Genomic DNA, 22,039 nt, shown 5'->3' with positions numbered 1-22,039 from the left:
TTATCTGTTTCGCTGGTGATACAATTATCTCGCAACGAGCCGCTTCCCGCCTATTTACCGGCAGCGGATAAGGTTAATTTGATGAATCGGCTAGCACTTTTGTGGTATTCAAAAACACCATGACCAGTATCATGCTCTTGATAATGGTCAGTTTACTGACCTGCGCGGGGCAATTATGTCAAAAACAAGCAGCGCAATGTTGGGAGCGGTCAGCACCAGAAAGACTGGCCCCGGCACTGCGTTGGTTGGCTTTTGCGGTGCTGCTGCTGGGCCTGGGCATGCTGTTATGGCTGCGGTTATTGCAACATTTGCCACTGAGTGTGGCATATCCGCTGCTCAGTTTTAATTTCGTACTGATGACCTTGGCCGCAAAATGGTTTTATGGCGAAAAAACTACCTCGCGCCACTGGTGGGGCATTGCCGCCATTATGTTTGGCATCTTATTGATTAGTTGGCATTTATGAAAGGTTATTGCTGGGGTTTCGGCAGTGTAGTGCTGGTGACGGTGGCGCAATTAATGCTGAAGTGGGGCATGATGAATACGCCATTAATGTCATGGGCAGATATCAGTTGGCCATTCTTAGTCAATCATCTGACACAGCTCATTGCCGTCATCTGTGGGCTGTTTGGCTACGCATTATCCATGATGTGTTGGTTCTTTGCGCTAAGATTTTTACCGCTTAATCGTGCTTATCCCTTATTGAGCCTGAGCTATGTGTTGGTCTATTTGGCGGCAGTTTTACTGCCTTGGTACCAGGAGCCAGCAACTTTATTGAAAACATTGGGGTCAGGTTTCATTCTATTGGGTATCTGGTTGATACATACCCAACCGACTAAAAACGGCTAAATCTATTATCTCCTTCATATAACTTGTTTTTTCCAAACTCGATAGCTAAATTAACTCTATTGATGCCTTTTATTAGCGAATAAACCCTGCGGGCTTGGCGCTGTGGGAGTGTTCGCTGCACTCAAGCACCTGAATCACTTACCTGAGTAAGTGTCTCGGGATGAGTTAACCTGCTACGCCACATCCTTTGGGAAGAGAGTGATGGGCTGTGTCTTACTTTTGGTGAAATATTGATGCGGATACGTTACTGGATCTTTTTGATAACTGCCTTTCTGGCGGGCTGTAGCAGCCATGCTCCAACGCCGAGTGGTCATTTGTCAGATTCTATTGTGGTGGTCGCCAAACTCAATGAACAATTGCGCCAATGGGAAGGGACGCCATACCGTAATGGCGGGCTGGATCAACAGGGTGTTGACTGTTCTGGTTTTGTCTACCGCACTTTCCGCGATCGTTTTGATATGCAATTACCGCGCACTACGCTGGCGCAAACCTCATTAGGCACTAAAGTTTCCCGTGATGAACTGATGCCGGGGGATTTAGTCTTCTTTAAAACCGGCAGCGGTCAAAATGGGTTACATGTTGGTATTTATGATACCAATGATGAATTTATCCATGCTTCGACGAGTAAAGGGGTGATACGTTCATCGCTGGAAAATGTGTATTGGAAGCGGGTGTATTGGCAAGCAAGACGTATTTAATTCGGGCATTGAATCGATAGGTTGTGTCTGAAGATATCTCCGCCGGTTATGTTATCTTAGTGGCTGCTTATTTTGGTTTGGAGCCGCGTTTATGTCATCCCTTCGGTTACTCATTTCTGACTCTTATGATCCTTGGTTCAATCTGGCGGTAGAAGAATGTATTTTCCGCCAAATGTCACCAGACCAACGGGTGCTATTTTTGTGGCGTAATGCAGACACCGTGGTGATAGGCCGCGCTCAGAACCCGTGGAAAGAGTGTAATACCCGGCGCATGGAGCAAGACGGTATCACCTTAGCCCGGCGCAGCAGTGGCGGCGGGGCGGTATTCCATGATCTGGGAAATACCTGTTTTACCTTTATGGCCGGTAAACCTGAATACGATAAAACCATTTCGACGCAAATTATTCTCAATGCTTTAGCCGCTCTTGGTGTGCAGGCCACGGCGTCGGGGCGCAATGATTTGGTGGTGATGCAAGAGGATGGCGAACGTAAAGTCTCAGGTTCTGCCTATAAAGAAACCAAAGATCGTGGTTTTCATCATGGCACTTTATTACTGAATGCTGACCTCAATCGTTTGGCTGATTATCTTAATCCTGACCCCAAAAAATTACAGGCCAAAGGCATTACATCAGTGCGCTCGCGTGTCACTAATTTGGTGGAGTTATTGCCGGGGATTAACCACGAGCAAATCTGCGCCGCTATCGAGCAGGCCTTTTTTGCTTATTATGATGAAAAAGTGCCCGCAGAGATTATCTCGCCGCAAGCATTGCCCGATTTGCCCGGTTTCGCCGAGCAATTTGCCAAGCAGAGCAGTTGGCAGTGGAATTTTGGTCAGGCACCCGCTTTTAGCCATTTAGTCGATACCCGTTTTGTGTGGGGCGGAATTGAACTGCATTTTGATGTATTACACGGCGCAATTGATCGCTGCCAAATATTTACAGATAGCTTGAATCCCACACCGCTGGAGGCACTGGCTGAACAACTTCAGGGGGTAGCTTATCGCCCTGATGCCATTAATGCGGTTTGCCAGCAGCTAAGTGATGATTTTCCTGAATCACAAGCGGAATTACAGCAAGTTCGTCACTGGCTCGCGGAGGTATTGCGCTAATGTCTGACACTAATATGATTCACTCTGCATCAAACTCCGGCGCTGATAATGGGCCTGAGTTTGATAATGCTCCTCAATTTAATAATGCTCTTCAATTTAATAATAGCTATGAGCAGCAATTAAGCGGTTTTTACACGCCATTGCAGCCGACGCCCTTGCAAGGGGCGCGTTTGCTGTATCACAGTGAGCCGTTGGCGCAGGAGTTAGAACTCGATGCCAGCTGGTTTAGCGCCCCTAAATCAGCGGTCTGGGCCGGAGAAAGAGTGTTACCCGGGATGAAACCACTGGCCCAAGTTTACAGCGGCCACCAGTTTGGCATGTGGGCGGGGCAGCTTGGCGATGGTCGCGGTATTTTATTGGGAGAGCAGCAACTCAGTGATGGCCGCAGTATGGATTGGCATTTGAAAGGTGCCGGATTAACGCCTTATTCGCGTATGGGCGATGGGCGGGCGGTATTGCGGTCAGTTATCCGCGAATTTTTGGCCTCAGAAGCTTTGCATCATTTAGGGATCCCAACCAGTCGCGCGCTGACGATTGTGACCAGCGACCATCCGGTGTATCGCGAGCAAGCAGAGCGCGGAGCCATGCTACTGCGGGTGGCAGAAAGTCATGTGCGCTTTGGTCATTTTGAGCATTTTTACTATCGACAGCAGCCAGCCCAGGTCAAACAATTAGCAGATTATGTTATTGCCCGGCACTGGCCGCAGTGGGCTGGGCAGGAAGACGGTTATCTGCTGTGGTTTACTGATGTGGTCAAGCGCACCGCACGGCTAATGGCCCATTGGCAGACAGTCGGTTTTGCCCACGGAGTGATGAATACTGACAATATGTCGATACTTGGCATCACTATGGACTATGGCCCATTCGGTTTCCTCGACGATTATGATCCCGGTTATATTTGCAATCATTCTGATCATCAAGGCCGTTATGCATTTGATAACCAACCTGCGGTGGCGTTATGGAATCTGCATCGATTGGGCCAAGCGCTATCAGATTTGCTGTCTGCGGAACAGTTGCAGCAGGGGCTGGCGGCTTATGAACCCGAATTAATGGCGGCCTATGGCCAACAAATGCGCGCCAAATTAGGCTTCTCGCAGAGTGACAGCCAAGATAATGATGTGCTGACGGGCTTCTTGAGTTTGATGATTAAAGAGAAGCGAGATTATACTCGTAGCTTCCGTTTGCTGAGCGAGGTTGAGATGCAGTCATCCCACTCCGCTTTGCGGGATGATTTTATTGATAGGGCCGCTTTTGATAGCTGGTATCGCCGTTATCGCGCGCGTTTGCAGCAAGAGTCTATTGATGATGCTGAGCGCCAGCAATTGATGAAAGCGGTAAATCCGCACTATATATTGCGCAACTATTTGGCTCAGTTGGCGATTGATAGTGCGGAAAAAGACGATATTCAGCCATTACAGCGGTTACACCAAGCATTGCAGCAGCCGTTTGCGGATAACCCCGAGTTTAATGATTTGGCGGCACTTCCCCCCGATTGGGGAAAGCATCTGGAAATCTCCTGTTCAAGTTAGCCAGCACAGTGGGGGATATTCCCCCACTTGAGGTTGATGGCAAACTGACAGCGTCAGTTTGAGTGCCCCATTGGGCGCATATTCCTTTCCAATAACCGCCTTTTTTAATCTAGTTTACTTTTCAAATTGACTCTGCCGCGGCACGAAGCTGTTTAAGAATTTCCGGTGTTTGTAATCCAAAACCCAGCAAGGCAATATCATCAAGCACCAGCAACCGTTGGTGTTTACCGGCGGGCGTCTGTGCCATCCCCGGTAACCGCCACACATTCTCCACACCATTAAGTGACTTTACTCCATGAGTGGTGACTATCAATAAGTCGGGCGCACTGGCGATAATCCCTTCTTGTGACAGTGGGCGGTAACCCTTAAATTCCTGAATGGCATTATTAAGCCCGACGGCCTTGAACATGCTGTCGGCCGCGGTATTTAACCCCGCAGCCAAGGGGGGAATTCCCGCATGGCTCATAACAAATAACACTTTTACCGGCAGGGGGGTTGATACCACCGTGGCCAACTGCTGTTGGTAATGTTGTATCAGCTGTTGGCCTTGCGCTTCTTGCCCTAAGGTTGTGGCGATCAATTGTATTTTATCTATTACGCCCTCGGGGGATTTATCGGCGGGGACATAGACCAGCTGAATCCCGAGGTCCGTCAGCTGGGTTAAGGCCCTGGATGAGGCCGCGCGCTCCGTGCTCAGGATCAGGGTGGGTTTGATGGCCAGAATACCTTCAATATTGAGCAGGCGCATGTAACCGACATCAGGTAAATCCCGCAATGGCGCGGGATTTAGGCTGGTGCTGTCTCGCGCCACAATGCGCTCACCCGCACCCAGTGCATAGGTAATTTCAGAGACATCGCCACCAATGGTGACAATTCGGGTGTTGGCGATGGAGTTCATTGAGATGATAAATGCGAGCGCCGCTAGCCATTTATTCATCTGGTGAACCTATCGCCGTCAATTTGGATAACTGCTGATGCCATTCATGTTGCTCGGCCTGGCCCTCACTGCGTTGACCAAAGACCTGTAAAATGTGTTTTCCTTGCTTATCAAGTATTTCCAAGCTGGACACCAAGCCCTCTTTCGTGGGCTTGCGGGTCACCCAGCTTTCCGCAATGGCGCTGGTCGTTAAGTGCAGGCTAAATTGTTGTTCCTGCAGGGTTATCCACTGGGCATAAGGCGGATTTTTATCCTGAGAGGGAGTTAACTGGCCCACCACGCCGGTGAAGATTTGCATGCAGCCACTGTTGCCGACGAACAGCATAATTTCATTCTGACAAGAGTGGGCGGCGTCAAGTATGTGCCGTAAAGCCTGGTTATCGACGCGGTAAGCTAAATCATCTCCCACGGCCCGAAAAGCTTGCTGGCGCGTAATATTATTGCGTTTCAATAGCATAAAAAATTGATGGATATCATTCATGTTGCGCCATTCAGCATCAATAGCGGCACTGTTACCCGGTGGCTTTGGCGTGGGTTCCTCAACTGGCGGCTGTAATGCCAGCGGGGGATTTTCCTGCGCGCGGTGTTTTGCCAGCAATGCTTGCCAGGCATGAGGGTTTGTATCAGCAGTACAATAAATTTGATGGATTGCATTACCTTGAAAATCAAAGCATTGAATGCTGAGTTGTTCACCTTGTGGGGTGGTTTCACGCAAACTGAAAATCGCATCCCAGTGGCGAAAAAACAGCCGCAAATCAAGTGCTCTGGGGTTAAGCAACAACCCCAGATGCCCATGTAACCGCAAATTTTGATACTCGCCCAGCAATTCATGGCGAGCAGAGTTATTGGCGGTGACTGAGCGGGTCACGCCGACGGCAGCTAACTCCGTTAATAAAGCACTGGCGGTGATATCTAAACGCTCGGCTTCCTTGCCAACACGGGCATGGGTGAGTTCTGCCTCACTGATATTGAGTAATTTTGCCAAATCCCAGGCAGAGAGTTCTGGGTTGGCATGCTTTATTGCCAGGTAGCGTTGATACAATGGCATTTCCATCTATTAATTCCTTTTCTGTTGTGCCGCCGCGGTGTAGCAGCAAACGGCAGGGTTCCATTGAGCCATATGAGTATGGCTAGCTGCTAGTTTTGGGGCTATAAACAAAACGAGTGAAATATCACCACTGATAGCTGACCAGGAATTTGGCATTCCGTGCATCTTGTGGCGTGTTCTGCGCTGAGTAATATTCTTTATTGAAAGCATTACTCAGCACGGCGGTGGTTGTAATACCTTTTAAGCTGCCTTGCCCTTGATAACTCAGGTAAAAGTCATGTACTGCATAACCCGCCTGGGCTTTATATTGTGGGTTATTCTTTTGCATGAACTGGGTGTTTTCAGCCAAGGTCATCACCCAGCCGGTGCTAAAACCGGTGTGGGCAATAGGGAGGTTGAGGCTACTGGTAAGGGTGTCAGGATTGATGCTGTCAATAAATTGGCGCGTATTGAGATTGAGTCCCCGGGTGCGGTTATATGCCAGCGACCAATCAAACCACGGGTTTTGATAATCTAGCGATATATCCCATCCCCAGGTTTTGCTTTGTGGAATATTAATATAGGTCGAGTTAAATGGTTCGACCTTAGGGGTAATGCGCTGTTTGGCATCAATATGGAAATAGCTGGCTTTAAAGTTAAAGGCGTCATTTTCTGTCAGTAAGTCATCGAAATGTAAGCCAAAACCAGCTTCACGGGTGAGGTTGGTTTCGGGGGTTAAATTCGGGTTAGGCCGCCAAAAGTTTATCCAAAAATGTTGTGAGTTATTGTAAAGCTCATTCAGTGTTGGCGTGCGAAAAGCCTGGCTATAAGCACCAAACATCATCAACCAATCCGTCGGGTTGAGGGTTATCGCCCCCTGTGTTGACCAGTTTTGGACTTCTTTAGTCGCGAATCCTGCGCGGCTGTTTTCATAGTGGTCAAAACGGGTACCCGCCAATAAGGTCACCGGCAGGTCACGCAGAGTCATTTCATCTTGTAACCAACCTGAAGCAAATTTAATTTCAGCTGGGGGAAAGCTGCGGATAACCCCTTGGGGGATTTGTTCTTGATGATAGGCTTCGGTGCCATAGGTCAAGAGATGCGCCACCGGGCTGGTGTTGAATAGCGAGCTGCTGTTCTCCAGTTTTATCCCACGGGTTATTTGCTGACGGCTGCCATAACCCTCACTTCTCACATCGTCGTTGACATTTATTTCGGAAATATAGAGCAGTGTGCTGGCATCCAGCCAATTAAGCTGTTGCGGTTGTAACCGGTAGGTCAGTTCGGCATCCCGTTGGATAGTCGAGCGCTGCATCATAGGGTTTTTAAAGTTTGGGGCGCTATGATTGGCCATGCGCGGTTGTTGTGCGCGGTTGTTGTAATAGCGCAGGGCAGCGGTTAACGATTGGCTCGGTGAAAGATAAGCGGTGGTCTTTATCATCAGGTTATTAATGGCTTCTTTATTAGGCGCTTCATAACCATTACTTTGGTGGATATTACCTGCTTGGCGTGTTCCCAGCGCCAATAAGCCGTCCAGGTTATCGCTCCGGCCAAAAACAGACAGCCCGACGCCCTGACTATGATTGGCACTGGCACCATAGCTGCTGACGCGAACCCCAATATCTTGATCTTGAGCCAGTAAATCAGCCGGATTGACTGTTTTATAGGCAATCACGCCGCCCATAGCACCGCTACCATAGCGGGATGTTGCTGGGCTGCGAATCACCTTAATCTGTTTGATTAATGCGGGGTCGAGAAAGGTGCCATTAAAATGTGCGCCATTCATTCTTTGGCGGATGCCATCCACGAGTACCAGCACGCCGAATTGATCGTAACCGCGGATAGTGACATTTTGCCCATTGGTACGGCCCACACCGGTGACACTCACGCCGGGGATATTTTTGAGCATGTCGGTGGCCGTGGTGGCGGTCTGTTTTTGTGGCTGTGAAGCATCAATGATGGTCAGAATGCCAGGGGTGCGATAACTGTCAGTATCAGCTTTAGTCCCCTTAACCACTAAGGTCTCTGTATCAGCCGCCAGGGCGGTGCTGGCTATGCTAGCGGAAGATAGTGCGCAGGTGATAGCCAGACAGCATGAGGATAAACGAAAAAAACGAGGCATGAACAACTCTCCATATATTGTTGAATATAATCAATGGATTGCTGGCTGCCTGAGTGTTTAACATTCGGTGGCTGGCGTACTGCTATTGGTAATAGAAACGGGCTAAACATTATTTTGTCAGGATCAGTTTCCCGGCTTTGGTTTGGCGCAAATAATACAGTTGGCCGTGGTGATTGATTGCCACCACTTCATGTCGCCCAAGTAAGTGTTGGCTATTAATACAAGGGTATTCCAACTGAGAATGTGTTTGGTCAGTGGCGTTATTGACGATTTGAGTACCATAAGTTGCATTGTGCATAAGGTGTTATCGATAGATTTCGTATCACTTTTAACTTGATAATGATTATCATCTGCGTTTGACTAACACTTCAAGCCAATATCGATTAGTTATTATTCCAATGTCTTTCTTTTCATTAGTAATTAGTTTTGTTAATTCTTTAGGGAGGATTGATAGACCAAAGATCAGCACGAGAGGAATGAATGGGGCGAGTATATTGAGTTCAGTGATTAAAATGGCACTGCTTCCTGGTCACAGGGGTGAGTGCCATTTAATCACTGTATTTATTAACGCATGGTTAATGATAATTGATGCAAATGACAGTAGATGCTCATTGCCGCTGTTATTTAAAACGGCTGCTAGCCGCATCAGCCAGCAAGCTTAACAGCTGTTCTGTATCCGCCCAGTTAAGACAAGGGTCGGTAATGGATTGCCCATAGGTCAGCGGGGTGCCAGCCACAATTTTCTGTGTGCCTTCCACCAGGAAACTCTCTGCCATAACACCCACAATCGCGGTTGATCCGGCACGAATTTGTTGACCGATATCCTGCGCAACCTCTAACTGGCGGCGATGCATTTTTTGGCAATTGCCGTGGCTGAAGTCCACCACTAAATGCTCCGGTAAATCAAATTCACGCAGGCTATCGCAGGCCGCTGCAATATCAGATGCGCCATAATTTGGCGTCTTTCCGCCGCGCATAATAATGTGCCCGTGCGGGTTACCGCGGGTTTGGTAAATCGTCATTTGGCCAGTTTTGTCCGGTGATAAGAACATATGGCTTGCTTGTGCGGCACGAATCGCATCAATAGCAATGCGAGTATTTCCATCAGTGCCATTTTTGAAACCCACCGGGCAGGAAAGGGCTGATGCCATTTCCCGATGAATCTGGCTTTCGGTGGTGCGTGCACCAATAGCGCCCCAACTTATTAGGTCGGCAATATATTGCCCGGTCACCATATCAAGAAATTCTGTGGCAGTAGGTAAACCTAACTCATTGACAGATAATAATAATCTGCGTGCCATCTCGATGCCTAAATTGACCTGGCATGAGCCGTCAAGTTTGGGATCTGATATTAGCCCTTTCCAGCCGACCACGGTGCGGGGTTTTTCAAAATAAGTGCGCATCACAATTTCAAGACTGTCTTGGTAGCGCTCACGCAATACATTCAGTCGAGTAGCATAATCAATGGCGGCATCAAGGTCGTGAATAGAGCAAGGGCCAACCACCACCAGCAGTCGTGGGTCTTCACCGGTCAGTATTTTTTCGATTCGCTTGCGTGACGCTGTCACGTTATCAGCGACAGCCTCTGAAATAGGGAGCTTTTCCGCCAGTTGCTGCGGTGTTATCAAACTATCGATGCGCAAGGTTCGCAGTTCATCAGTTTTGTGCATGAAGATTCTCTAGAGCTGTTCTTCTCTACGGCAGGAATACCGGGAAGTGATGGCGATCACAATAAACCAAAATTGAACGAATTCAACCGCCACAGGCCTGATTCATATAATTTTCGTTGAAATAAACTGTAAACAATCGCTGTTATAAATATTTTAATCAGAACATCCGCCGGCTCATGCCTAAAATATCCAAAATTTTGGTTGAGATCTCTTCCACGGAATAGTTAGTGGAATTCAGATAGCGAATCTGATTTTTGCGAAACAATGCTTCGACTTCGCCGACTTCCATCCGGCATTGGCGCAAAGAGGCGTAACGGCTGTTTTCGCGCCGTTCTTCGCGAATGGCCGCCAGTCGCTCCGGGTTGATGGTTAAGCCAAACAGTTTATGTTGAAAGGGTTTCAATGCAGCGGGAAGCTGTAAATTGTCCATATCATCGGCGATAAAAGGGTAGTTGGCGGCCCGAACACCAAATTGCATGGCTAAGTACAGGCTGGTGGGGGTTTTACCACAGCGGGAAACACCCAATAAAATTACCTGGGCTTGGTCAAGATTGCGCAGTGAAATGCCGTCATCATGGGCCAGGGCATAATCGATGGCGGCAATGCGCGCATCATATTTACCCAGATTACTTTCGGTTAACCCGTGGGTGCGGTTGAGCACCGGTTGCGGCGCGACGCCGAGTTCGCCCTGCAGGGGGGCCACCAGTGCCTGCACAATATCTTGGCAGAATCCTTCACTGTGCTGAATGAGTTCTCGCACTTCGGCACTGATTATTGAATAGAAAACCAATGGCCTAACCCCTGTCTCCCGGTATATCTCATTAATTTTTTCGCACACCTCTTGGGCGCGCTCGGCACTTTCTACAAAGGGCAGAGTAAAGGTGGTGGCTTTAACCGGGAACTGAGACAGGACGGCATGGCCAAGGACTTCCGCAGTGATGGCGGTGCCATCTGAGATATAAAACACACTTCTTTCCACATTGACTCCTAAATATTGACGGCCGATTTATGCCACTGACTCACTGTTGGCGAGATGCGTTTCTGGTGTCAGTGTGCCTTATTCGGCTTCTGGGTAAAGTGTTGGCGGTCAGAATAGCCCGAAAATAATTTTTCTGGTTGGCTTGATCGATTCACCTGTCTATGGACTATGGATCATTGTGCTAGTCTGCACTGGCTGATGGGCAGCCACGATACCCTCAGCAGTACCCTACTGAATGTCCGTAATTAATAAAAATGCAAAAGGATTGTTTCGATGTCCAACAATGGCCTAAATCTGTGTAATGTGCTTTGGTACAACCAGCTTGGCATGCACGATGTTGATCGGGTTGGCGGTAAAAATGCCTCCCTCGGTGAAATGATAACCAATCTTTCAGGGTTGGGTGTTTCGGTACCCAATGGTTTTGCCACTACCGCACAGGCGTTTAACGATTTTCTGGAGCAAAGCGGTGTTAACAACCGTATCTATCAATTATTGGATCAAACCGATGTCGATGATATTGCGGCGTTAGCGAAAGCCGGCGCACAGATTCGCCAATGGGTGGTTGAGACGCCATTCCATCCTGAATTCGAACAATCAATTCATGAGGCGTATAAGCAATTGGCTGATGGGTCAGAGGCTTCTTTTGCGGTGCGTTCTTCCGCCACTGCAGAAGATATGCCGGATGCCTCCTTTGCCGGGCAGCAAGAAACCTTCCTTAACGTGCAGGGCATTGATGCGGTGATGGTTGCCATCAAGCATGTTTTCGCCTCACTGTTTAATGACCGCGCCATTTCTTATCGGGTGCATCAAGGCTATGACCATCGCGGCGTGGCGCTGTCTGCGGGTGTGCAGCGGATGGTGCGTTCAGACCTTGCCTCTGCGGGGGTGATGTTTACCATTGATACCGAATCAGGTTTTGATCAGGTGGTCTTTATCACTGCCGCTCATGGGTTGGGAGAAATGGTGGTGCAGGGCGCGGTAAATCCGGATGAATTCTATGTCCATAAACCGACATTGCGCAACGGCAAGCCTGCCATTGTGCGGCGTAATATGGGCTCGAAAAAGATTCGGATGATTTATGCCGAAAGCCAAGAGCATGGCAAACAAGTGCAGATTGAAGATGTGCCAGAAGCACAACGCAATCGTTTCGCTCTCAGCGATGACGAAGTTGAAGCCTTGGCCCATCAGGCTTTGTTAATTGAAGAGCATTATGGCCGTCCGATGGATATCGAGTGGGCGAAAGATGGCCACACCGGTAAGTTGTATATCGTGCAAGCACGACCCGAAACCGTGCGTTCCAACGAGCAGGTGATGGAACGTTACCAATTGAATAATCAAAGTAATGTGCTGGTAGAAGGCCGTGCTATCGGGCATCGCATCGGGGCGGGGCCGGTTAAGGTTATTCATGATATCAGCGAGATGGATCGCATTCAGGCAGGTGATGTGCTGGTAACAGACATGACTGACCCTGATTGGGAACCTATCATGAAAAAAGCATCAGCCATTGTGACTAACCGGGGTGGGCGAACCTGTCATGCGGCAATTATCGCCCGTGAGTTAGGGATCCCGGCGGTAGTGGGTTGCGGCAATGCGACTGATATTCTGAAAGAAGGGCAGAATGTGACGGTTTCCTGTGCTGAGGGGGATACCGGCTATGTGTATCATGAGCTGCTTGATTTCTCGATTCAGAGTTCACAGGTCACTGAATTACCTGATTTACCATTGAAAATCATGATGAATGTCGGTAACCCTGACCGGGCTTTTGATTTTGCCCGTTTGCCGAATGAAGGTGTTGGTTTGGCACGGTTGGAGTTTATTATCAATCGGATGATTGGTGTGCATCCCAAGGCGCTGCTGGAGTTTGATGCCCAATCACCGGCTATTCAGGCCGAGATTAAAGCCTTGATGAACGGCTATGACGATCCGGTCGAGTTTTATATCGGTCGCTTAACCGAAGGGATTTCCACTCTGGGTGCCGCTTTTTGGCCGAAACGCGTGATTGTGCGTTTGTCAGATTTTAAATCGAATGAGTATGCCAATCTGGTGGGCGGTGAGGCCTATGAACCACATGAAGAAAACCCTATGCTGGGCTTTCGTGGGGCGGGGCGTTATGTGGCAGACAGTTTCCGTGATTGCTTCGCGCTGGAGTGTGAGGCGGTTAAACGGGTGCGCAATGTCATGGGGTTGACTAACGTCGAGGTTATGGTGCCTTTTGTGCGGACAGTGGCACAGGCCGAGGCGGTGGTGGCAGAGTTGGCGAAACAAGGTCTTAAACGTGGTGAGAATGGCCTGAAAATCATTATGATGTGTGAAATCCCATCAAATGCTTTGCTGGCGGATCAATTCTTAGCGCATTTTGATGGTTTCTCCATTGGCTCCAATGATATGACTCAGTTAACGCTGGGGTTGGATCGTGATTCTGGCGTGGTGTCTGAATTGTTTGATGAGCGCAATGAAGCAGTAAAAGCATTGCTATCAATGGCGATTACAGCAGCAAAACGGCAGGGTAAATATGTCGGGATTTGTGGTCAGGGCCCTTCAGACCACGAAGATTTTGCTTTATGGCTGATGGAGCAAGGTATTGACAGTTTGTCCCTTAATCCAGATACCGTAGTGCAAACCTGGCTGAGCTTGGCGCAACATACCAAACATTAATTGGCGTGGTTAGGCCGAGATACTGCCCTCTATCCGCAGCTTAGGTTGCGGATTTTTTTATTCTCATTCGGTGAGGTCAGTCTGTGGAAGCAACGCGGCAAAGGGCTGCGGTGATGTTATTTTGGCCTTGAGGAGGAAGAATATAACCCAGCTAAGAGGATAATTAAAAAGGAAGGGGTAAAAGTAAGGATAAAAAAAAAGCCCGTCTTAGGTGACAGGCAAAGACTACACACAGCAATACGTGTCTTCGGTTACAAATATTTAAATAAATCATTTTGAGATGAACTATTTAAATATTACAGGGGAAAGCACTAACGAATTATAATAATAAGTAAATCTGCACTGTTAGTCATTAAGAATCATCTGAATAAAATAAGTAAAATAGAGACTTAGGATAGAAGTGATTTTATCTTGGCACTAATAATCACCTTATTTAATAACTAACATGATTGGTCGCTTAGAATATAAAGTTGGGAATTTAAATGGCTGTTTCTTATTTATTATAGAGAATATTGCTGAATAATAAGAAGGTGGCAGCATAATCACCACCCTGAGTATTGTCTCTTTTACATTGCGAATATTGGCGTACCTTACAGAGACTGGCGGCGGTTAATTCCCCGGCGCTTTGACCTGAGTCAATTTGCCGGGGCCGCCTATCTGTTGCATGTTATCGAATATTCAGGTTAAAGCTCTTCTAAGTGTTTGGCGACTTCTTGCAGGCTTTCTTCAGGCTCCGGGGCCTCACTGACCCAGGCCGCAGTTAGGCGGTAAGAAATTGCCAGTACCACTGGGCCGATAAATAAGCCAATCATGCCGAATGAGAGCAGGCCACCAATAACACCGGACAGAATTAAAATCATCGGCATATCGGCTTCCATGCGGATTAAATAAGGCCGTAACACGTTATCCATGGTGCCAACAATACAACTCCACACCAGCAAAATGGTGCCCCAAGTGTTGTCACCCGTCCAATAGAGCCAGATGATGGCGGGGATAAGTATCAACAGTGGCCCGAGTTGGGCAACACAGCAAATAAACATTAATACGGTTAATAGTGTGGCATATTGAATTCCGGCCAGCGCCAGGCCAATACCGCCCAGCACGGCTTGAACCAGCGCAGTGACCACCACGCCCAGCGCCACGGCACGGATTGCTTTGGCTGCCAAGACCACCACGGCATCACCGCGTTTATCCGCCGCCCGCACGGCAAAATGACGGATGCCTAAGCCCACTTGCTCACCGTGGAAATAAAGCAGCACACTGAACAGCAGCATTAATGCCATATGAATTAAGAAGTAACCCACATGGGCCGCCTGCGCCACCAGCCAGGTCACGGCAGCACCAATATAAGGTTGAACTTTGGCGATGAGCGCATTGCCGCCGCCGGCGATTAAGGTATACCAGCCGCTATAAAGTTTGTCCCCAACCATTGGGATGGTTTTCAGCCAGGTGACATCTGGCATCCGTAAATTCGAGGGGCTGGATGCCCATTGAATCAGCGGGCCGCTATTTTCAACCAGACTGCTGACTAAGAGTCCAATGGGGATAACGAACAGTAACACCAGCAGAAGGGTCATAATAATCACTGCCAGCCAGCGTTTACCCCAGAGCAGATTTTGCAGTCTGATCAACAGTGGCCAAGTGGCAATCACCACCATCCCTGCCCAGGCAAAGCCCATCACGAAGGGCTGTATCACCCAAAAACTGGCGAGAATCATGATTAAAATGAATATCACTCCAAACATCAGTCTGGGTAAATCGAAACGACGTATCTGCGGGTAATTCATCTGTGGGCTCTCACTTCGACAATCATGGCAAGGGGAACTGCGCCAAGCGTATTAAGTATTAGGAGTAATCATGGTGTATTTCCCCAATTTTTAACAGCGCCGTTAGAGTATTACTCTCGTGATTTGATAAAAAAAGGGTTATCCCTACGCAATAATAAGAATCCGACAATGATTAACGGGTGGGAATAATATTTTTCCGAGTTGGGCTGGTTGTTATTTGTACAATGCAAAATTTTGATATTCAAAGGTTTATTGCCGTATTTATCCTTGGTCTTTAGCCGGTGCTTTCCCATCATTCTGAATTGGCATAAATTATTCGACAAAGGTTGCCACGACCAGATAATCTTTCAGTGGAACGGTTATTAAAACAAACACACCTATAGATAGGGTCACACTAATGATCCCACAGATTTCTCAGGCACCGGGTGTTATTCAGTTGGTGCTGGATTTTTTGGATGCTTTGAAGCAAAACGGATTCACCGGCGATACCGCCACTAATTATGCCGATCGCCTGACAATGGCGACGGACAACAGTATTTATCAACTGCTACCGGATGCCGTGGTTTTCCCGCGTTCAACTGCTGATGTGGCATTGATCGGCCGTTTGGCGGGGCAGGATAATTTTAAATCACTGGTTTTCACCCCCCGTGGCGGCGGGACGGGCACCAATGGCCAGGCGCTGAACACCGGTATTGTGGTGGATATGTCGCGCCATATGAATCGCATTTTGGAGGTTAACCCCGAGCAGGGTTGGGTGCGGGTTGAGGCTGGGGTGATTAAAGATCAACTTAATCAATATCTGCGGCCATTGGGTTATTTCTTCTCACCGGAATTATCAACCAGTAATCGCGCGACATTGGGGGGCATGATAAATACGGATGCCTCTGGCCAAGGTTCATTGGTGTATGGCAAAACCTCTGACCATGTGCTGGGGTTGCGTGCCATTTTACTCGGTGGCGAGATGTTGGACACCCGCGCGATGCCGACGCCATTGGCGGAAACGATTGCGCAGGAAGATTCCGTCACCGGCCGCATTTATCACACCGTATTGAATCGTTGCCGCGAGCAGCGCGCCTTGATCCTGGATAAATTCCCCAAATTAAACCGCTTTCTCACCGGCTATGACTTGCGCCATGTATTCAGTGATGACCTACAAACCTTTGACTTGACTCGGATTTTAACCGGGGCGGAAGGGACGTTGGCGTTTATCACTGAAGCCACACTGGATATTACACCTTTGCCGAAAGTGCGCCGCTTGGTGAACATCAAGTATGACTCTTTTGATTCCGCACTGCGCAATGCGCCTTTTATGGTGGCAGCTAAAGCCCTGTCGGTTGAAACGGTGGACTCCAAAGTTCTCAATCTGGCAAAAGAAGATATTGTCTGGCATTCGGTCAAAGAACTGATTACTGATGTGCCGGCAAAAGAGATGTTGGGGCTGAATATTGTTGAGTTTGCCGGCGATGATAAGCAATTGATTGATAGCCAAATAGAGGCGCTTTGTTTGCGTCTGGATGATTTGATGTCAACCCATGAGGGTGGGGTGATTGGTTATCAGCTTTGTAATGACTTGGCCGGTATTGAGCGCATTTATGGTATGCGCAAAAAAGCCGTGGGTTTGCTCGGTAACAGTAAAGGTCAGGCCAAACCTATTCCCTTTGCTGAGGACACCTGTGTGCCCCCGCAGCATTTAGCCGATTATATTGTGGAATTCCGCCAGCTGTTAGATAGCCATAATCTGACCTATGGCATGTTCGGCCATGTGGATGCCGGTGTATTGCATGTGCGGCCGGCGTTGGATATGTGCGATCCGCAGCAAGAAATGCTGATGAAACAGATTTCGGATCAGGTGGTGGAACTGACCGCGCGCTATGGCGGTTTGCTTTGGGGGGAACACGGCAAGGGGTTCCGGGCAGAATATAGCCCGGCGTTTTTCGGTGAGGAACTTTACACGGAACTGCGGCGCATTAAATCCGTATTTGATCCGGATAATCGACTTAACCCTGGCAAGATTTGTTCACCGCTAGGCAGCGATGCGCCAATGATGACAGTGGATTCGTCGGATAAGCGCGGCACATTAGACCGGCGTATTCCATTGACGGTCAGAACCGCATTTCGCGGGGCAATGGAGTGTAATGGTAATGGGTTGTGTTTTAATTTTGATGCCCGCAGCCCTATGTGCCCGTCAATGAAGATAACCGGTGACCGCATTCATTCGCCTAAAGGCCGGGCCACGTTGGTGCGAGAATGGCTGCGGTTGTTATCGGAGCAAGGTGTTGATCCGGTGGCGCTGGAGCAAGGGCTGGCAAGTCAGCGCCCAAGTCTGCGCAATCTGATTGAAAAGACGCGTAATAGCTGGCATGCCCGTCATGGGGATTATGATTTTTCTCATGAAGTTAAAGAGGCGATGTCTGGGTGTTTGGCCTGCAAAGCTTGCTCGACGCAATGCCCTATCAAGATTGATGTGCCGGGATTCCGCTCGCGTTTTCTTCAGCTGTATCACACGCGCTATCACCGCCCGCTGCGAGATTATGTGGTGGCCGGGGTTGAAAGCTATGCGCCATTGATGGCAAAAAACCCGAAACTGTTTAATTTCTTCCTTAAACAGCCTTGGGTCAGTAGCTTAAGCCGTAAAAGTATCGGGATGGTGGATTTGCCTTTGCTTTCCAGCCCGACGCTGAAGCAGTCATTGTCGGGGCATTACGCCAATACCATGACCTTGGAGCAACTGGAAAAATTACCTGAATCGGAGCGCCGCCAGCATGTGCTGATCGTGCAAGATCCTTTCACCAGTTATTATGATGCGCAGGTGGTCGCCGATTTTGTCCGTCTGGTTGAAAAGCTGGGCTTTAATCCGGTCTTGTTGCCATTTTCACCCAATGGTAAAGCCCAACATATTAAAGGTTTCCTACAGCGCTTTGCTAAAACGGCACGCAAAACCGCAGATTTTTTAAATCGCATTGCTGTATTGGGCATGCCTATGGTGGGGGTTGATCCCGCATTGGTACTTTGCTATCGCGATGAATATAATGAGATTCTGGGGGATTCCCGTGGGGATTTCAATGTGCAGTTGGTGCATGAATGGTTGCAGTTGGCATTGGCGGAACAGCCGGAAGTGCCCGTGCAGCATTTGAGCGGCGAAGCTTGGTATTTGTTTGGTCATTGTACTGAAACCACGGCGCTGCCTGCCAGTAGTCAGCACTGGGCATCAATATTTTCCCGCTATGGTGCTAAACTGGAAAACGTCAGTGTGGGTTGTTGCGGCATGGCTGGGACTTATGGCCATGAGGCGAAGAATATCGATAATTCGTTGGGTATTTATGCCTTATCCTGGCAGCAAGCATTACAAAAATTGCCAAGTAAACGTTGTTTAGCCACCGGTTATTCTTGCCGTAGTCAGGTTAAACGTGTTGAGGGCAGTGGTTTGCGTCATCCGTTACAGGCCTTGCTTGAGCTGGTGTGATTTGCTGGGTAAGTGAGCATCGCTAATATTTATTGATCCCAATTAGGCGGTGAAATCGTGCATCCCGCCGTGTATGAGGTTGATGTTAAAGCGAGATTTTTAGTTTAGTGTCAGTCGGGGTGACTGTACCTATGGGCACTCCGGCCGCTTACGCGGCTACGACCCATAAGGAACACTTCCCCTCTAATCCACTTTTTTGGTGATTCGGGTAAGTGAGCGCAGCTAATATTTATTGATACAAATCAGGCTGTAACTTCAATTAGGAAGGGATACGAATGCTCTGGAAACGTACTGCAACCCTAGAACAATTAAATCAACACAGCCGGGAGTGTATGGTTGGGCATCTGGGCATTGAATTTACCCGATTGTCAGATGATGAGCTGGAAGCCACTATGCCGGTCGATAACCGCACCAAGCAACCTTTTGGGCTGCTACATGGCGGGGCGTCGGTGGTGTTAGCTGAATCACTCGGCTCAATGGCGGGATATTTGTGTACCCAGGAAGGGCAGCAAGTGGTGGGGTTGGAGATCAATGCCAATCATCTTAAAGCCGTGCGTGCCGGTAGCGTCCGTGGTTGTTGCCGTGCTATTCATGCGGGCCGCAGTCATCAGGTTTGGCAGATTGATATTTTTGATGAACAAAACCAGCTGTGTTGTACCTCCCGCTTAACTACCGCCGTGCTCACGCGCTAGAGTCCCTGTTTTCTGCCAGTTAATAACCCTGCGAAATATAAGTAATTCCCTCACCCCCAAGGCCATTAATTGACTTTGGGGTGTCGTGGCTTTTTTCGTTAGCGTCGTCATTTTGTTTATCCGATAATTGCGGCGAATCTCTATGATAGGTTTCCCCAGAGAGGGTTTTCAGCTAAAGTTAATGCAGAAATAGGTATTTTTTATGAATGTTTAAAAAACGCAGAGGCTGACTGCGATTAGCCTCTGAAATAGCAAGGGATTCGAGTATCACCCTGTAAATTATTGTTTTAATTCATGGTGATAAAAGTGTGCTTGTTCTTCCCGACATCTTCGGCCATCGCAGCATGTTCTCTTCGTTGCCGCCTCATTCGGGGTTTAAACGGCACTTTTCTTAATATCCCTGCAAAACAAACGGTTGAAGTGATAATTATTATCACTACCATTGTGAAAAACCTGTGTTGATTTCTCAATAATCAGCCGGCTAATTGTTAACCTGAAAATACTCTACCCGCAGACATAGGGGACGCTAATACCTCTAGGGTTTCGAGTATAAAGGACGAATATAAGGTAGGGCATATGCAACAGGAATCAGTCGGGACATTTTCACTCGACGACAATGTGTGGCAAGGCGTGACCATCACTGAGAGTGCAGCCGCACAAATTTCACGACTTATGCAGCAGGATCCTGACATCAAAGGCTTGCAGCTTGGGGTCAAGCAATCCGGTTGTGCCGGTTTTGCTTATGTGATGGATATGGCTAAAGAACCTGATAGCGATGCGCTGGTGTTTGAACACGGCAGCGCCCGACTGTATGTCCCTCTCAAAGCGATGCCATTTATTGATGGCACCGAGGTGGATTATGTTCGTGAGGGGCTAAATCAGATTTTCAAATTTAATAACCCTAAAGCTCAGCATTCCTGCGGGTGTGGCGAGAGCTTTGGCGTTTGAGCGATGTAAACGAAATGACACGAAGCAATGTAGAAGTTCCAGATGATGTGCAGGCTTGGGTCAGCGAGGGTCGCTATAAAGAAGGCTTTTTTACTCAGCTTGCGACTGACGAATTAGCGAAAGGCATTAATGAAGATGTGATTCGCGCTATTTCAGCAAAACGCAATGAACCTGAATGGATGCTGGAGTTTCGTCTTGGGGCCTATCGCAGTTGGCTACAGATGGAAGAGCCACACTGGCTGAAAGCACATTATAAGAGCCTGGATTATCAGGATTATAGCTATTACTCAGCCCCTTCTTGTGGCAGTTGTGATGATAGCTGTGATTCGCAGCCCGGTGCGGTGCAACAATCTTCTGCTGATGGCACCACGTCGCAGGATATGTCCCAGCACAATATTAATGAATACCTTACCGCAGAAGTCGAGTCGGCTTTTGCCCAGTTAGGGGTTCCGGTAAGGGAAGGAGCCGAAGTGGCGGTTGATGCCATTTTTGACTCGGTGTCGGTGGCGACCACTTATCGTGGGAAACTGGCGGAACAGGGCATTATTTTCTGTTCATTCGGTGAAGCTATTCAGGAATACCCAGATTTGGTACGTAAGTATTTGGGCTCCGTAGTGCCGGCGAAAGATAACTTCTTTGCGGCACTGAATGCGGCGGTTGCCTCTGATGGCACTTTTGTTTATGTGCCCAAAGGGGTGCGCTGCCCGATGGAGTTATCAACTTATTTTCGTATTAATGCTGCCAAAACGGGTCAGTTCGAGCGCACCATTCTGATTGCCGACGAAGACAGTTATGTCAGCTATATAGAGGGTTGTTCTGCGCCAGTACGTGATACTTATCAGTTACATGCGGCGGTGGTTGAGGTTATTTTGCATAAAAATGCAGAAGTAAAATACTCAACAGTGCAAAACTGGTTTGCAGGGGCGGACAGCACCGGCGGTATTCTCAACTTTGTCACCAAGCGCGCCTTGTGTGAAGGGGCGGGGTCGAAAATGTCCTGGACTCAGTCTGAAACCGGTTCAGCTATTACCTGGAAATACCCAAGTGTTATTTTGCAGGGTGATAATTCCATCGGCGAATTCTTTTCAGTTGCACTGACCAATGGCCATCAGCAGGCAGATACCGGCACCAAAATGATCCATATTGGCAAAAACACCAAATCAACAATTATTGCCAAAGGGATTTCTGCCGGACACAGCCAAAATACCTATCGTGGGTTGGTGAAAATCTTACCTGGTGCGGATAACGCCCGTAATTTCACCCAATGTGATTCGATGCTGATTGGCCCGGACTCCGGCGCTCATACTTTCCCGTATGTGGAAGTGCGCAATAATACGGCGCAATTGGAACACGAAGCGACAACCTCCAAGATTGGCGATGACCAACTGTTTTATTGCTTACAGCGCGGCATCAGTGAAGATGATGCTATTTCAATGATTGTTAATGGTTTTTGTAAGGATGTGTTCTCCGAATTGCCACTGGAGTTTGCCGTCGAAGCACAAAAATTGTTAGCCATTAGCCTGGAACACAGTGTCGGTTAAGCGTGAGTTGAAAGTATCCGCAGAGTTTTGCGCTCC

The 22,039-nt window shown here is 48.4% G+C and carries 17 protein-coding genes and 1 other RNA gene; 10 read left to right on the top strand and 8 right to left on the bottom strand.

All coding sequences use genetic code 11. The features are described from left to right. Positions 1–119 precede the first annotated feature (119 nt). The 5 genes from arnE (at position 120) to YROHD0001_RS16385 (ending at position 4,182) form a co-directional block, all read left to right on the top strand. Complete coding sequence (arnE, locus tag YROHD0001_RS16365) at positions 120–464, top strand: 4-amino-4-deoxy-L-arabinose-phosphoundecaprenol flippase subunit ArnE (RefSeq protein ID WP_032816037.1); 345 nt, start codon at positions 120–122, stop codon at positions 462–464. Further along, complete coding sequence (gene arnF / locus YROHD0001_RS16370; protein ID WP_032815880.1) at positions 461–847, top strand: 4-amino-4-deoxy-L-arabinose-phosphoundecaprenol flippase subunit ArnF; 387 nt, start codon at positions 461–463, stop codon at positions 845–847. Before arnE ends, arnF begins: the two co-directional genes overlap by 4 nt. Before the next feature lie 233 nt (positions 848–1,080). Continuing rightward, the gene (locus YROHD0001_RS16375; RefSeq protein WP_004713000.1) at positions 1,081–1,545 is read left to right on the top strand and encodes an NlpC/P60 family protein; all 465 of its coding nucleotides are present in this window, start codon (positions 1,081–1,083) and stop codon (positions 1,543–1,545) included. Between the two features lie 91 nt (positions 1,546–1,636). After that, positions 1,637–2,653 carry a lipoate--protein ligase gene (lplA, locus tag YROHD0001_RS16380; protein WP_004712999.1) on the top strand — a complete coding sequence of 339 codons (1,017 nt, stop codon included), beginning with the start codon at positions 1,637–1,639 and terminating at the stop codon, positions 2,651–2,653. Then, positions 2,653–4,182 (top strand): protein adenylyltransferase SelO, encoded by a 1,530-nt coding sequence (locus YROHD0001_RS16385; RefSeq protein ID WP_032815878.1) that lies wholly within the window; start codon positions 2,653–2,655, stop codon positions 4,180–4,182. Before lplA ends, YROHD0001_RS16385 begins: the two co-directional genes overlap by 1 nt. 121 nt (positions 4,183–4,303) lie before the next feature. Here the strand turns inward: YROHD0001_RS16385 and YROHD0001_RS16390 are convergent, their stop codons facing one another. The 6 genes from YROHD0001_RS16390 to ppsR form a co-directional block, all read right to left on the bottom strand. Next, the gene (locus tag YROHD0001_RS16390) at positions 4,304–5,119 is read right to left on the bottom strand and encodes a heme/hemin ABC transporter substrate-binding protein (RefSeq protein WP_032815877.1); all 816 of its coding nucleotides are present in this window, start codon (positions 5,117–5,119) and stop codon (positions 4,304–4,306) included. Further along, positions 5,112–6,173, bottom strand: a complete 1,062-nt coding sequence (locus YROHD0001_RS16395; RefSeq protein WP_004712996.1) for a hemin-degrading factor — start codon at positions 6,171–6,173, stop codon at positions 5,112–5,114. The genes YROHD0001_RS16390 and YROHD0001_RS16395 overlap by 8 nt, the downstream gene beginning before the upstream one ends. Positions 6,174–6,291: 118 nt before the next feature. Further along, positions 6,292–8,268: a TonB-dependent hemoglobin/transferrin/lactoferrin family receptor gene (locus tag YROHD0001_RS16400; RefSeq protein WP_032815875.1), complete on the bottom strand. Its 1,977-nt coding sequence runs from the start codon at positions 8,266–8,268 to the stop codon at positions 6,292–6,294. A 109-nt stretch (positions 8,269–8,377) separates the two neighbouring features. Beyond that, entirely contained in the window at positions 8,378–8,566 is a 189-nt protein-coding gene (gene hemP, locus YROHD0001_RS16405; RefSeq protein WP_004712993.1) for a hemin uptake protein HemP, read from the bottom strand. Between the two features lie 322 nt (positions 8,567–8,888). Next, positions 8,889–9,938, bottom strand: a complete 1,050-nt coding sequence (locus YROHD0001_RS16410; protein ID WP_004712992.1) for a 3-deoxy-7-phosphoheptulonate synthase — start codon at positions 9,936–9,938, stop codon at positions 8,889–8,891. 157 nt (positions 9,939–10,095) lie between these two features. Continuing rightward, positions 10,096–10,917, bottom strand: coding sequence for a posphoenolpyruvate synthetase regulatory kinase/phosphorylase PpsR (gene ppsR / locus YROHD0001_RS16415; protein ID WP_032815874.1), 822 nt, complete (start codon positions 10,915–10,917; stop codon positions 10,096–10,098). A 273-nt stretch (positions 10,918–11,190) separates the two neighbouring features. Here ppsR and ppsA point away from each other — a divergent pair, with 273 nt between their 5' ends. Beyond that, entirely contained in the window at positions 11,191–13,572 is a 2,382-nt protein-coding gene (gene ppsA, locus YROHD0001_RS16420; protein ID WP_004712990.1) for a phosphoenolpyruvate synthase, read from the top strand. A 190-nt stretch (positions 13,573–13,762) separates the two neighbouring features. Here ppsA and rprA read toward each other — a convergent pair. Continuing rightward, positions 13,763–13,867: antisense sRNA RprA (rprA, locus tag YROHD0001_RS19510), an RNA gene on the bottom strand. Between the two features lie 388 nt (positions 13,868–14,255). Then, positions 14,256–15,359 (bottom strand): AI-2E family transporter YdiK, encoded by a 1,104-nt coding sequence (gene ydiK, locus YROHD0001_RS16425; RefSeq protein ID WP_004712987.1) that lies wholly within the window; start codon positions 15,357–15,359, stop codon positions 14,256–14,258. 397 nt (positions 15,360–15,756) lie between these two features. Here ydiK and ydiJ point away from each other — a divergent pair, with 397 nt between their 5' ends. From ydiJ to sufB, 4 genes are all read left to right on the top strand, one after another. Further along, positions 15,757–18,822 carry a D-2-hydroxyglutarate dehydrogenase YdiJ gene (gene ydiJ, locus YROHD0001_RS16430; protein WP_004712986.1) on the top strand — a complete coding sequence of 1,022 codons (3,066 nt, stop codon included), beginning with the start codon at positions 15,757–15,759 and terminating at the stop codon, positions 18,820–18,822. A 275-nt stretch (positions 18,823–19,097) separates the two neighbouring features. Continuing rightward, positions 19,098–19,514 carry a hotdog fold thioesterase gene (locus tag YROHD0001_RS16435; protein ID WP_032815873.1) on the top strand — a complete coding sequence of 139 codons (417 nt, stop codon included), beginning with the start codon at positions 19,098–19,100 and terminating at the stop codon, positions 19,512–19,514. 576 nt (positions 19,515–20,090) lie between these two features. Further along, complete coding sequence (sufA, locus tag YROHD0001_RS16440) at positions 20,091–20,462, top strand: Fe-S cluster assembly scaffold SufA (RefSeq protein ID WP_004712984.1); 372 nt, start codon at positions 20,091–20,093, stop codon at positions 20,460–20,462. Positions 20,463–20,476: 14 nt separating this feature from the next. Further along, on the top strand, positions 20,477–22,003 hold the full coding sequence (gene sufB / locus YROHD0001_RS16445; protein ID WP_004712983.1) for a Fe-S cluster assembly protein SufB: 1,527 nt from the start codon (positions 20,477–20,479) through the stop codon (positions 22,001–22,003). Positions 22,004–22,039 lie beyond the last annotated feature (36 nt).

It is taken from the genome of Yersinia rohdei ATCC 43380, assembly GCF_000173775.1.
GTDB lineage: Bacteria > Pseudomonadota > Gammaproteobacteria > Enterobacterales > Enterobacteriaceae > Yersinia > Yersinia rohdei.
Note: the sequence above shows the minus strand (reverse complement) of the source record. Positions and strands in the feature narration are given on the sequence as shown.